Origin of the sequence: Enterobacter sp. JBIWA008 (assembly GCF_019968765.1) — a bacterium.
Classification (GTDB): Bacteria; Pseudomonadota; Gammaproteobacteria; order Enterobacterales; family Enterobacteriaceae; genus Enterobacter.
The window spans coordinates 3,223,452-3,235,962 of sequence record NZ_CP074149.1 but is presented as its reverse complement, the minus strand read 5'-3'; the positions used below and the strand labels follow the sequence as shown (position 1 = coordinate 3,235,962).

Genomic DNA, 12,511 nt, shown 5'->3' with positions numbered 1-12,511 from the left:
CTCTCCCTGTGGGAGAGGGCCAGGGTGAGAGCATCAGAGCGCACGCACCCGCACTTACTCGAACAAATGCTCCGCATGGAAGCGGAGATGATCCTCAATAAAGGACCCGATGAAGTAATAGCTGTGGTCGTATCCCGGCTGAATGCGCAGCGTCAGCGGCCAGTCCTTCTGGCGTGCCGCTTCTGCCAGCACCGCTGGCTGTAGCTGTCCGGCGAGGAACTGATCCGCATCGCCCTGATCGATAAGCATCGGGATCGCATTTGCTGAGCTGCTGCCCAGCATCAGCGCGCAGCTGTCCCATTCCTGCCATGTTGCTTCATCTTCACCCAGATAGTTCGTGAAGGCTTTCTGCCCCCAGGGCACCTGCGTTGGGTTCACAATTGGCGAAAATGCCGACACGCTGACGTATTTTCCCGGATTTTTTAACGCCATGATGAGCGCCCCGTGTCCGCCCATAGAGTGTCCGCTGATGGCGCAGCGCTCGCCGACCGCAAACTGCGACTGCACCAGCGCAGGAAGTTCATCGCGAAGGTAATCATACATGCGGTAGTGCCGCGCCCAGGGCTGCTCGGTCGCATTGAGATAAAACCCGGCACCTTTGCCCAGGTCGTATCCGGCATCGTCTGCCACATCATCGCCACGCGGGCTGGTGTCAGGCATCACCAGCGCAATCCCCAGCTCGGCGGCAATACGCTGAGCGCCTGCTTTGGTGGTGAAGTTTTCGTCGCTGCAGGTCAGGCCTGAAAGCCAGAACAGAACCGGTGGATTTTCCGTCGGCGGCAGGAAAATGCTGAACGTCATCGCACAGTTCAGGACGGTGGAGTCGTGCCGCCAGCGCTGCTGTCGACCTTCAAAACAACGGTGCTCTTCGAGCAGTTCCATGCAGTGCTCCTTAATGAGAATGCGTATTCATAAAAACCATAATACAGCCTTTTCATTGACCTGTGAGTAACTTTCACTTTCGCAAGACGTCGAGATGCTGCATCATAAATTTACTTTTTTTTAACAATTGGAGCGGTCATGGCGCTGCGTATTGCGCTCAGTGGGTTTGTCGTTCTGGTGGTGGCGATGGGGATAGGACGCTTTGCCTTTACGCCCCAGGTGCCGCTCATGATTGCTGCCGGACAGCTTACGCTGACCAGCGCGGGTCTGGTGGCGGCGATGAATTATCTGGGTTATCTGGTGGGCGCGTGGGATGCGATGCGTGCGCACCGCTTTGTGGAAACGCGCCTCTGGCTTGGCATCACCGGTGCGGTTGCGCTGACGCTGCTCTCCGCGGCGGCGGATAATGCCGTCTTGCACGGCCTGCTGCGCTTTGCGATCGGCTGCATGAGCGGCTGGTCGATGGTACTCATTGCCGCCTGGACTAACGAACGGCTGGGACAATTGGGTAAACCGGGCCTGAGCGCTGCCGTATTTGCCGGACCGGGGGCGGGCATTGCCCTGAGCGGGCTGCTCGCCGTCTATATTCAGGCGAAGTCCCTTTCGGCCGGGGCGGCATGGCAAATCTACGGCGTGCTGGCGCTGGTGCTGATTGCCCTGGTGGCGCGCTACCTGCCGCGATCCGGGCAGCTCCATCGACCCGGTTCCGCGCCGGAGCCGCTGGTGCTGACGGCGGATTTAACGCGTCTGGTCTGGAGCTACAGCCTGGCCGGGTTTGGCTATATCCTCCCGGCGACCTTCCTGTCGCAAATGGCGGCCGTACGTTTTCCCGGCAGCCTGTTTGCCCAGTTTGTCTGGCCGATTTTTGGTCTCGCCGCCGTGCTGGGGATTGCGCTCAGTATTCTTTTACGCCATATCTCAACGGCTAACCGCAGGCTGGCTATCGTACTGTGGTTACAGGGGGCGGGCGTGCTGGCGGCCTGGCTGCTGTCGGGGATTGGCGGGTTGCTGACGGGCGGGCTGCTGGTGGGCGGCGGCTTTTTGTGTGCCGTGCAGCTCTCTCTTTTATACGGGCGCGAGCTGGCGCCAAACCACACGCGCTATATGGCGGGCCTGCTCACCACCGGGTATGCGATTGGGCAGTTGATTGGTCCGGTCACCTCGGCGTTATCAACCTGGCTTACCCACCGGCTGGAGCCCGCGCTGGGGCTGGCGGGCGTTGCGCTGTTCGTCGGAGGAGCCCTGGTCTGGAATCGTCATGCTGAAAGGCAACAGCAATTGCAATAATTATCGTCGTGAATACTGGATTATGTGCGCCGCCTCACGCACAATGAACGCATACTTTTGCCACAACGAGGGCAAAAGACGCCACACCTGCAGGAGAACAAAATGTCATCACTCAGTAAAGAAGCTGCCCTGGTCCACGAAGCCCTGGTTGCGCGCGGTCTTGAAACGCCACTGCGTCCGCCCGTACAGGATTTGGACAATGAAACCCGCAAGCGTCTGATTGCCGGTCATATGACCGATATCATGGAGCTGCTGAATCTCGATCTGAGTGACGACAGTCTGATGGAGACGCCGCACCGCATCGCGAAAATGTACGTCGACGAAATTTTCTCCGGGCTGGATTACGCCAACTTCCCGAAAATCACCGTCATTGAAAACAAGATGAAAGTGGACGAGATGGTGACGGTACGCGATATCACGCTGACCAGCACCTGCGAACACCATTTCGTGACCATCGACGGTAAAGCGACCGTGGCGTATATCCCTAAAGATACGGTGATTGGCCTGTCGAAGATCAACCGCATCGTGCAGTTCTTTGCTCAGCGTCCGCAGGTGCAGGAGCGCCTGACCCAGCAGATCCTTACCGCGCTGCAAACGCTGCTGGGCACCAATAACGTGGCCGTTTCTATCGACGCGGTTCACTACTGCGTGAAAGCGCGCGGCGTGCGCGATGCCACCAGTGCGACCACCACAACCTCGCTGGGCGGTCTGTTTAAATCGAGCCAGAATACCCGCCAGGAGTTCCTGCGCGCCGTACGTCACCACAACTAAGTCTTACAGGGCAGGGACCATGGAGCGAAACGTCACGCTCGATTTTGTTCGCGGCGTCGCCATTCTCGGTATCCTGCTGCTTAATATCACCGCCTTCGGTTTGCCGAAGGCGGCTTATCTCAATCCCGCGTGGTATGGCGACATCACCCGCAGTGATGCCTGGACCTGGGCAATCCTCGATCTCTTCGCGCAGGTTAAATTCCTCACGCTGTTTGCCCTGCTGTTTGGCGCTGGTCTGCAACTGCTCCTTAAACGCGGTACGCGCTGGATCCAGTCGCGCCTGACGCTGCTGGTTCTCCTCGGCTTTATCCACGGCCTGTTCTTCTGGGATGGCGATATTCTTCTCGCGTATGGGTTAGTCGGGCTCATCTGCTGGCGTTTGATTCGCGATGCGCACAGCGTAAAAAGCCTGTTTAACACCGGCGTGATGCTTTATGTCATGGGGCTTGCTGTATTGCTGCTGCTGGGGATGATCTCCGGAGAGGCGACAAACCGTTCCTGGATCCCGGATGCCGCTAACCTGCAGTACGAACAGTTCTGGAAGCTGAAGGGCGGTACGGAAGCGATAAGCAACCGTGCGGACATGCTGGGGGATAACCTCCTTGCGCTGGGCGCGCAATACGGCTGGCAGCTGGCGGGCATGATGCTGATGGGCGCGTCACTGATGCGAACCGGCTGGCTGAAAGGCGAATTTAGCCTGCGTCACTATCGCCGAACGGGTGCCGGACTGGTGCTGCTCGGCGTGCTGATTAACCTCCCGGCGGTAATTATGCAGTGGCACATCCACTGGGATTACCGCTGGTGCGCATTCCTGCTCCAGGTGCCGCGCGAACTGAGCGCGCCGTTCCAGACCATCGGCTACGCGGCGCTGATCTATGGCTTCTGGCCCTCGCTTTCCCGCCTGTGGATCGTCAGCGCTATCGCCTGCGTGGGCCGCATGGCGTTGAGCAATTACCTCCTGCAAACGCTAATCTGCACCGCGCTTTTCTATCGCTTTGGCCTGTTTATGAAATTCGACCGCCTCACGCTGCTGGCGTTCGTTATCCCGGTCTGGGTAGTAAACCTGGCGTTTTCTGTTCTCTGGCTACGCTATTTCCGCCAGGGACCGCTGGAGTGGGTATGGCGTCAGTTAACCGCACATGCTTCAGGGGTATCATTGAAAAATACATCCAGATAACGATCTGGATCACAATCATTAACAAAACGGATGTAAGCGTTTTCATGAGTGTGAGCTTCTTCACGTAGTCCCCTTTCTCTCACTGCCAAAATAGCCACCTTGCTAAACACAGGGGGTGTCTGTGAGTTGCTGCAATCCTTTGAAGGATGGTGAATATGATCACCATTCGTGACGTCGCCCGCCTGGCGGGCGTTTCTGTGGCTACCGTCTCCCGCGTGCTCAACAACAGTGCGCTGGTCAGCCCTGAAACCCGTGAAACCGTAATGAAAGCCGTGACCCAGCTCGGGTACCGGCCAAATGCCAATGCGCAGGCGCTTGCGACGCAGGTCAGCGACACCATCGGCGTGGTGGTGATGGATGTCTCGGATGCCTTTTTCGGCGCGCTGGTGAAAGCGGTCGACGTGGTCGCCCAGCAGCATCAGAAATATGTCCTGATCGGCAATAGCTATCATGAGGCGGAAAAAGAGCGTCATGCCATTGAGGTGCTGATCCGCCAGCGCTGTAACGCCTTGATTGTCCACTCAAAAGCCTTGAGCGATGAAGAGCTAACCGGCTTTATGGATCAGATCCCTGGCATGGTGCTGATCAACCGCATCGTTCCCGGCTATGCCCATCGCTGCGTCGGGCTGGATAACGTCAGCGGCGCCATGATGGCCACGAAAATGCTCATCAACAACGGGCATCAGCGGATCGGTTATCTGGCCTCCAGCCATCAGATTGAAGATAACGACCTGCGGCGCGAGGGGTGGCAAAACGCTCTGAAAGAGCACGGCATTACGTCATCCGAAAGCTGGGTGGGAACCGGCACGCCGGACATGCAGGGCGGTGAGGCGGCAATGGTGGAGCTGCTGGGGCGCAACCTGCAGCTTACTGCGGTGTTTGCCTATAACGACAGCATGGCGGCAGGAGCCCTGACGGCACTGAAAGATAACGGCATTGCGGTGCCACAGCATTTATCACTCATTGGTTTTGATGATATTCCGATTGCCCGTTACACCGACCCGCAGCTGACAACGGTGCGCTACCCCATTGCCTCTATGGCGAAAATGGCGACTGAGCTGGCGTTACAGGGGGCGGCAGGGCTGCTGGATCCGGGGGCAACACACTGTTTCATGCCGACTTTAGTGCGTCGGCACTCTGTCGCGGCCCGGCAAATTGTGGTTCCGATCACTAACTGATTACTTGAGGTGATGTAACCGTTTTCAATCTGTGAGTAAATTCACAGTATCTTAACAAGGCGCTGACTATGATGTCAGCGTTTTAGGGGCTGAAACGCTATGTAACGGTGATTATTCACTTTCACTATAGCCAATGTGCCGCAAACAACGAATAAAACGCATTTCTGGAGCGTTACCGAACACGGAAGATAGAAATTTTATAAGTGAACTTCGGCTGTCAGTAACGTTTTATTAACACCTGCCCGCCGATCGTTATTCACAAGAACTACCCTGCATAAAAAAACCGGAGATACCATGAATAAGAAGGTGTTGACCCTGTCTGCTGTAATGGCAAGCATGCTTTTTGGTGCAGCAGCGCACGCTGCGGATACCCGTATTGGTGTGACCATCTATAAATACGACGACAACTTCATGTCTGTTGTGCGTAAAGCGATTGAGAAAGATGCGAAAGCAGCGCCAGACGTTCAGCTGCTGATGAACGACTCCCAGAACGACCAGTCCAAACAGAACGACCAGATCGACGTTCTGCTGGCGAAAGGCGTGAAAGCCCTGGCCATCAACCTGGTTGACCCGGCTGCAGCAGGCACGGTTATTGAAAAAGCGCGCGGCCAGAACGTGCCGATCGTCTTCTTCAACAAAGAACCTTCCCGTAAGGCGCTGGATAGCTACGACAAAGCGTATTACGTCGGTACCGACTCCAAAGAGTCCGGTATTATTCAGGGCGATCTGATCGCGAAACACTGGGCGGCGAACCCGAACTGGGACCTGAACAAAGACGGTCAGATTCAGTTCGTGCTGCTGAAAGGCGAACCAGGCCATCCGGATGCTGAAGCCCGCACCACTTACGTTATCAAAGAGCTGAACGACAAGGGTCTGAAAACCCAGCAGCTGGCCTTAGATACCGCGATGTGGGATACCGCTCAGGCGAAAGATAAGATGGACGCGTGGCTGTCCGGCCCTAACGCCAACAAAATCGAAGTGGTTATCGCCAACAACGATGCAATGGCAATGGGTGCGGTAGAAGCGCTGAAAGCACACAACAAATCCTCCATCCCGGTATTCGGCGTAGACGCACTGCCAGAAGCGCTGGCGCTGGTTAAATCCGGTGCGATGGCCGGTACCGTTCTGAACGATGCCAACAACCAGGCGAAAGCCACCTTCGATCTGGCGAAAAACCTGGCCGATGGCAAAGGCGCGGCAGATGGCACCAGCTGGAAAATTGAAAACAAAATCGTTCGCGTACCTTACGTGGGCGTAGACCAGTCCAACCTGGCTGAGTTTATCGGTAAATAAGTTAGCGGTACTGTCTCCACTGGGCGCAATTCGTTGCGCCCTTTTATAACGCGATATGCGAGGCCAACAAGGTATAATTATGGTCAGCACAACTACTCAGTCATCCGGTGAATACCTGTTGGAAATGAGCGGTATCAACAAGTCTTTTCCCGGCGTTAAGGCACTCGATAATGTTAATTTAAAAGTGCGTCCTCACTCTATTCATGCTTTGATGGGTGAGAACGGTGCGGGTAAATCAACATTATTAAAATGTCTTTTTGGGATCTATCAAAAAGATTCTGGCAGCATTCTTTTTCAGGGGAAAGAGATCGATTTCCATTCAGCCAAAGAAGCACTGGAAAACGGTATCTCGATGGTTCACCAGGAATTAAACCTGGTGCTGCAACGTTCGGTTATGGACAATATGTGGTTGGGGCGTTATCCAACCAAAGGTGTCTTTGTCGATCAGGACAAAATGTATCGCGACACCAAAGCGATTTTCGATGAGCTGGATATTGATATCGACCCTCGCGCCCGCGTGGGAACATTATCCGTCTCCCAGATGCAGATGATCGAAATCGCCAAAGCGTTCTCCTATGATGCGAAAATCGTCATTATGGACGAACCGACATCGTCATTAACGGAAAAAGAGGTTAATCACCTTTTTACCATTATTCGTAAGCTTAAAGATCGCGGCTGCGGCATTGTGTATATCTCCCACAAAATGGAAGAGATCTTCCAGCTGTGCGATGAGATCACCATCCTGCGCGACGGTCAGTGGATTGCCACGCAGCCGCTGGAAGGGCTGGACATGGACAAGATCATCGCCATGATGGTTGGACGTTCCCTGAACCAGCGCTTCCCGGACAAAGAAAACAAGCCGGGTGAAGTGATCCTGGAAGTGCGCAACCTGACCTCGTTACGCCAGCCGTCTATTCGCGATGTCTCCTTCGACCTGCACAAGGGTGAAATCCTGGGGATTGCCGGTCTGGTCGGGGCAAAGCGTACCGATATCGTGGAAACCCTGTTTGGCATCCGTGAGAAAGCTCAAGGCACGATTACGCTGCACGGTAAGAAAATTAACAACCACAACGCCAACGAAGCCATTAATAATGGTTTTGCGCTGGTGACGGAAGAGCGTCGTTCTACCGGTATTTATGCTTATCTGGATATTAACTTTAACTCGTTAATTTCTAATATTCGCAATTACAAAAACAAAGTCGGGCTGCTGGATAACTCCCGCATGAAGAGCGATACCCAATGGGTAATTGACTCCATGCGCGTTAAAACGCCGGGACACCGCACCCAAATTGGTTCGCTTTCCGGTGGTAACCAGCAGAAAGTCATTATCGGTCGTTGGTTATTAACCCAGCCAGAAATTCTGATGCTGGATGAACCGACCCGCGGTATTGACGTCGGCGCGAAGTTTGAAATTTATCAGCTGATTGCCGAGCTGGCGAAAAAGAATAAAGGGATCATTATTATTTCTTCCGAAATGCCGGAATTGTTAGGGATCACGGATCGTATTCTGGTTATGAGCAATGGTCTCGTTGCCGGTATTGTTGACACCAAAACGACAACGCAAAACGAAATTTTGCGTCTTGCGTCTTTGCACCTTTAAGATCAGGGGCTCCTCATGAGTGCGTTAAATAAAAAAAGTTTTCTCACTTACCTGAAAGAAGGCGGTATTTACGTTGTTCTTTTAGTCTTGCTGGCAATCATCATTTTCCAGGACCCTACGTTCTTAAGCCTGCTGAACCTGAGTAACATTCTGACCCAGTCCTCCGTGCGTATTATCATTGCGCTGGGCGTGGCGGGCCTGATCGTGACTCAGGGGACCGACCTTTCTGCCGGTCGTCAGGTGGGGCTGGCGGCGGTTATCGCGGCAACCCTGCTGCAGTCGATGGAAAACGCCAACAAGGTCTTCCCGGAAATGGCCACCATGCCGATTTTCGTGGTGATCCTGATTGTCTGCGCCATCGGCGCGGTGATTGGTCTGATCAACGGTATTATCATCGCTTACCTGAACGTGACGCCGTTTATCACCACCCTGGGTACGATGATCATCGTTTACGGTATCAACTCCCTGTACTACGACTTCGTGGGTGCGTCGCCGATCTCGGGCTTTGACAGCGGCTTCTCGACCTTTACGCAAGGGTTTATCGCGCTGGGCAGCTTCCGCCTGTCGTATATTACCTTCTATGCGCTGATCGCGGTGGCCTTCGTCTGGATCCTGTGGAACAAAACGCGCTTCGGTAAAAACATCTTTGCCATCGGCGGCAACCCGGAAGCGGCGAAAGTCTCCGGCGTGAACGTTGCCCTGAACCTGCTCATCATCTATGCGCTGTCCGGCGTATTCTACGCCTTTGGCGGGATGCTGGAAGCGGGCCGTATCGGCTCTGCAACCAACAACCTTGGCTTCATGTACGAGCTGGATGCGATCGCAGCCTGCGTGGTTGGCGGCGTCTCCTTCAGCGGCGGCGTGGGTACCGTGCTCGGCGTGGTGACCGGTGTGATCATCTTCACCGTCATCAACTATGGCCTGACCTACATCGGCGTGAACCCGTACTGGCAGTACATCATCAAGGGTGCCATCATTATCTTCGCGGTTGCGCTGGATTCACTGAAGTACGCGCGTAAGAAGTAATTGCTCCTCGCGCTATACGGCCCGCTCAACGAGCGGGCTTTTTTTTGCCTTATGCCAGCTGCGACTCCTCTCGGGTCACAATGCGCTCAAACCAGTCGAGTTCAGAAAGCTTGCAGGCGATCCACTGTTCGGAAAAGGCGTCGCCCAGGCTGTCGGTGAGGTACTGACAGCGGGCAAAGGTCTCAATCGCCTCCTGCTGAAACAGCGGCAGTTCGGGCCGATCGTGCAGCGGTTCGGGCAAATCCTCGTCGTCGATGTTTTCCAGCCCGTACAGCATACCGGTCAGGATAGTGGCTGCCACCAGATACGGATTGGCATCAGCCCCGGCCAGCCGGTACTCAATACGACGGTTGTTGTCATCCGAGCAGGGAATACGCAAAGCGGCGGAGCGGGTGTTATAGCCCCAGGAATTAAATACGGGTTCCTTCAGGTTTTTACGCAGGCGACGAAACGCGTTGACGCCCGGCGCAAGAATGGCGACAGAGGCGGGCATCAGCGCCAGCTGTCCCGCGATGCATAAACGCATCATGCTGTTAAGCGCGTTCGCCGGAGAAGCAAAGACGTTCTCGCCATGACGATTGTTCAGGCTGAAATGGAAGTGCAAACCGCTGCCGGACAGCTGGCTGAAAGGCTTAGCCATAAAGTTGGCCTGCAGGCCGTGCTTTTCGGCAACGTATCGGGTCAGGCGACGCAGCGCCAGCACGTTATCGCAGACCTCAACGACGCGATGGCTATGCTTCAGGTTTAATTCGTACTGACCGGACTCGGCTTCTGCCACGATCCCGGACAGGGGGATGCGCTGAAGGTGCGCCAGCTGTTCCAGCTCGTCAAACAGTGCCGCATGGGCCGTCGGGGCATCCATGTGAAAACATCCCTGGTTTTGCGGATCCCGATCGTCATGTCCCGTCAGATAGAACTCGATTTCCGGGGCAATCACCGGAAAGAGCCCGTGCTGGTGGAAGCGTGCCAGCACGTTTTGCAGTATCACGCGCGGCTCAAGCGGGCAGGAGTTATCGTCGCTGTCTTTCATCGTCAGCAGGATCTGCGCGTTGTGCTGCGGATCCTGCGGGCAGGGGCGCAGGGAGCTGGCGACAGGAACGCAGAGTCGGTCCGGTTCATCATGAAGCGGGGCGGCGATTTTTCCTTTCTGATCCATAGAGTAGACCGAAAGGGGAAAATAACAGCCTTTTTCCAGGGTCAGCATGCTCTCCACCGACAGACGCTTGCCGCGCATCGTGCCGTTGATATCGTTCAGGTAAACGTCTACATGTTTCGTCTGCGGGTAACGTTCCAGATAATCTGCCACTTCCACTGAAAAGTTGTGCTGCAGGGCGTCAATTTTTTCATCAAGCCAGAGACCGGAATTGAGTGCGCCAGGAAGTGATAAACCGGGAAAGTTAAAATACGGACGGAGACTTTTGAGGAAAAACGCATTCATTATCGAGTTCATAGTCATTCTTCAATGAAGCCGTAGCGGCAGTGAACTCAGCTTAAAAGAGCCGACGTAAAGGGGGGATAAAAAGCGTCAGGCCCGGCGTAAAGAAAGTATAAAGAAGGTCCCGCTATTTCTCTTTTTTCTGCATATCAAGCAGCTGCTCAGGCGTGACGGCCGGGTAACCCTGGGCATCTTCCGGTACTTCGTGCATCGCCGGAATGGGCACCAGCGGGCCTAAAAAGCGCGGTTCGCGTTTGAAGATATACAAGTCTGCCAGGGCGCCAAAACGGGCGCCGAACTCGCGTACGCGCACGCTCAGCATATCTTTTGGCGACGGCACCGCGTAACACTGCGCCTGAATGCCCATATGCAGCGCGATAAACAGCGCGCGCTCGCAGTGGAAGCGCTGGGTGATGATGATGAAGTCGTTGGTGTCGAAGACTTTACGCGTGCGCACAATGGAGTCCAGGGTGCGGAATCCGGCGTAGTCGAGCACGATATCGGCAGGATCCACGCCCGCCGCAATCAGGTCCTTTCGCATCGTTACAGGTTCATTGTAGCTTTGTAGCGCGTTATCGCCGCTCAGCAGCAGGTAGTTCACCTTGCCGCTGTTGTAGGCGTTCAGCGCGCCCTGAATGCGGTAACGGTAATACTGGTTAATCACGCCGGTGCGGTAATACTTGGCGGTGCCGAGCACCACGCCAACCTGACGATAGGGCAGGTCCTGCAGGTCATCAAAGATGTAGGGGGCGGTTTTCCAGCTCATCCAGCGGTCGAGACCCAGCACGATCAACAGCAGTATGCCGACCAGGACAGACAGGCTGTAAAAAACGCGCTTTAACATGGAGATGGCTCGTTCGTGGATGAAATTTAACTCAGGCTACTTTACCCGCCTGGTTAGCGCAAGAAACAGAGACTCAACTGAGGGGTTTTTCAGCAAACTGGCGGGCATTTCTGCCCGCCGGAAGGATCAGGCAAGCAGTACGCGGTCAATTGTCGTACAGCCTAACGCTTTGAGCGTTGCGGCGGTGGCATCCCACTGGATCAGCGGCGCATCGGCAATCTCAGCCAGAATGGCGCGCTGAATGTCCGGATAGTCATAGCCGTTCAGGCTCAGCAGGTTAAGCGCGCCCTGTAGCGGAGGCAGGGTTGGGTTAAACGCGGCGTTTTCCGCATAGCTGCCGCTAAAGATCCGGCCATCACGGCACTGCAGCGCCACGCCGCTCGGGGACTTGCTGTACGGCGTGTGGCTCTTGTTGGCCGCGCGAATGGCCGCCTGGCTCAGGTCATCGCCGGACAGGGCGTAACCGTGGTCCTGATCGTCCATCAGCAGCGTTTTGATCTCCAGATCTTTCGGCCCAAACGCGTCAGGCAGATAATCCCCCAGCGTGTGCGGCGCGCGGCCCGGCAGGTTGATGCGCAGCTGCAGTCCGCTGTTCAGCTCGTTCATAAACTGACGGCAGTGGCCGCAGGGGGTGTAGTTAACGGTAATGGCGCTCAGGGCTTTTTCACCGCGCAGCCAGGCGTGGCTGATGGCGCTCTGCTCGGCGTGAACGGTTTGCTGCATGGTCGCGCCCAGAAACTCCATATTGCCGCCGAAGTACCAGGTGCCGCTGACGCCGCGGGCAATCGCCCCGACGTTAAAGTGGGAGAGATCGGCCCGCGCGCAGGCGGCAGCCAGAGGAAGCAGTGCGAAAGCCAGCGCATCTTCGTCCAGTCCCGCTGCTTGTTTCAGCATCGTGACCTGCTCCGCGGTCAGCAGGGCGGGGAAGTGTGCATCTGCCAGAACGGGAGCAAGGGCTGACTGCAAATTCTCTGCAAGCTGGGCGAAAGCAGCTTGAAAACGTGGGTGCATGGCGTTT

General features: G+C 55.6%; 11 protein-coding genes. 7 read left to right on the top strand and 4 right to left on the bottom strand.

The features are described from left to right. Positions 1 to 54: 54 nt before the first annotated feature. Complete coding sequence (fghA, locus tag KGP24_RS15545; protein WP_223561053.1) at positions 55 to 882, bottom strand: S-formylglutathione hydrolase; 828 nt, start codon at positions 880 to 882, stop codon at positions 55 to 57. Between the two features lie 138 nt (positions 883 to 1,020). Here fghA and KGP24_RS15540 point away from each other — a divergent pair, with 138 nt between their 5' ends. The 7 genes from KGP24_RS15540 (at position 1,021) to mglC (ending at position 9,214) form a co-directional block, all read left to right on the top strand. Further along, positions 1,021 to 2,169, top strand: a complete 1,149-nt coding sequence (locus KGP24_RS15540) for a YbfB/YjiJ family MFS transporter (protein WP_223561052.1) — start codon at positions 1,021 to 1,023, stop codon at positions 2,167 to 2,169. A 102-nt stretch (positions 2,170 to 2,271) separates the two neighbouring features. Further along, positions 2,272 to 2,940 carry a GTP cyclohydrolase I FolE gene (gene folE, locus KGP24_RS15535; protein ID WP_008500927.1) on the top strand — a complete coding sequence of 223 codons (669 nt, stop codon included), beginning with the start codon at positions 2,272 to 2,274 and terminating at the stop codon, positions 2,938 to 2,940. A gap of 19 nt (positions 2,941 to 2,959) precedes the next feature. Next, complete coding sequence (gene yeiB, locus KGP24_RS15530; protein ID WP_223561051.1) at positions 2,960 to 4,117, top strand: DUF418 domain-containing protein YeiB; 1,158 nt, start codon at positions 2,960 to 2,962, stop codon at positions 4,115 to 4,117. 155 nt (positions 4,118 to 4,272) lie between these two features. Further along, a complete protein-coding gene (galS, locus tag KGP24_RS15525) occupies positions 4,273 to 5,295 on the top strand; it encodes an HTH-type transcriptional regulator GalS (protein WP_223561050.1) in 1,023 nt (340 codons plus the stop codon). A gap of 294 nt (positions 5,296 to 5,589) precedes the next feature. Next, entirely contained in the window at positions 5,590 to 6,588 is a 999-nt protein-coding gene (mglB, locus tag KGP24_RS15520; RefSeq protein WP_023312468.1) for a galactose/glucose ABC transporter substrate-binding protein MglB, read from the top strand. Positions 6,589 to 6,667: 79 nt separating this feature from the next. Continuing rightward, positions 6,668 to 8,188 carry a galactose/methyl galactoside ABC transporter ATP-binding protein MglA gene (gene mglA, locus KGP24_RS15515; RefSeq protein WP_047174129.1) on the top strand — a complete coding sequence of 507 codons (1,521 nt, stop codon included), beginning with the start codon at positions 6,668 to 6,670 and terminating at the stop codon, positions 8,186 to 8,188. Positions 8,189 to 8,203: 15 nt separating this feature from the next. Continuing rightward, positions 8,204 to 9,214: a galactose/methyl galactoside ABC transporter permease MglC gene (gene mglC, locus KGP24_RS15510; protein WP_008500921.1), complete on the top strand. Its 1,011-nt coding sequence runs from the start codon at positions 8,204 to 8,206 to the stop codon at positions 9,212 to 9,214. 49 nt (positions 9,215 to 9,263) lie between these two features. On the opposite strand, the gene KGP24_RS15505 is transcribed toward mglC, so the two are convergent. The 3 genes from KGP24_RS15505 to cdd all read right to left on the bottom strand — a co-directional run bounded on the left by KGP24_RS15505 (position 9,264) and on the right by cdd (position 12,504). Further along, positions 9,264 to 10,652 carry a glutamine synthetase family protein gene (locus tag KGP24_RS15505; protein ID WP_223563515.1) on the bottom strand — a complete coding sequence of 463 codons (1,389 nt, stop codon included), beginning with the start codon at positions 10,650 to 10,652 and terminating at the stop codon, positions 9,264 to 9,266. A gap of 124 nt (positions 10,653 to 10,776) precedes the next feature. After that, the gene (sanA, locus tag KGP24_RS15500) at positions 10,777 to 11,493 is read right to left on the bottom strand and encodes an outer membrane permeability protein SanA (RefSeq protein WP_008500918.1); all 717 of its coding nucleotides are present in this window, start codon (positions 11,491 to 11,493) and stop codon (positions 10,777 to 10,779) included. A 126-nt stretch (positions 11,494 to 11,619) separates the two neighbouring features. Beyond that, positions 11,620 to 12,504 carry a cytidine deaminase gene (cdd, locus tag KGP24_RS15495; protein ID WP_223561049.1) on the bottom strand — a complete coding sequence of 295 codons (885 nt, stop codon included), beginning with the start codon at positions 12,502 to 12,504 and terminating at the stop codon, positions 11,620 to 11,622. Positions 12,505 to 12,511 lie beyond the last annotated feature (7 nt).

Bases quoted from the DNA above. Each gene is read 5' to 3' on its own strand.
- fghA (WP_223561053.1), bottom strand. From the start codon at position 882: ATGGAACTGCTCGAAGAGCACCGTTGTTTTGAAGGTCGACAGCAGCGC.
- KGP24_RS15540 (WP_223561052.1), top strand. From the start codon at position 1,021: ATGGCGCTGCGTATTGCGCTCAGTGGGTTTGTCGTTCTGGTGGTGGCG.
- folE (WP_008500927.1), top strand. From the start codon at position 2,272: ATGTCATCACTCAGTAAAGAAGCTGCCCTGGTCCACGAAGCCCTGGTT.
- yeiB (WP_223561051.1), top strand. From the start codon at position 2,960: ATGGAGCGAAACGTCACGCTCGATTTTGTTCGCGGCGTCGCCATTCTC.
- galS (WP_223561050.1), top strand. From the start codon at position 4,273: ATGATCACCATTCGTGACGTCGCCCGCCTGGCGGGCGTTTCTGTGGCT.
- mglB (WP_023312468.1), top strand. From the start codon at position 5,590: ATGAATAAGAAGGTGTTGACCCTGTCTGCTGTAATGGCAAGCATGCTT.
- mglA (WP_047174129.1), top strand. From the start codon at position 6,668: ATGGTCAGCACAACTACTCAGTCATCCGGTGAATACCTGTTGGAAATG.
- mglC (WP_008500921.1), top strand. From the start codon at position 8,204: ATGAGTGCGTTAAATAAAAAAAGTTTTCTCACTTACCTGAAAGAAGGC.
- KGP24_RS15505 (WP_223563515.1), bottom strand. From the start codon at position 10,652: ATGAATGCGTTTTTCCTCAAAAGTCTCCGTCCGTATTTTAACTTTCCC.
- sanA (WP_008500918.1), bottom strand. From the start codon at position 11,493: ATGTTAAAGCGCGTTTTTTACAGCCTGTCTGTCCTGGTCGGCATACTG.
- cdd (WP_223561049.1), bottom strand. From the start codon at position 12,504: ATGCACCCACGTTTTCAAGCTGCTTTCGCCCAGCTTGCAGAGAATTTG.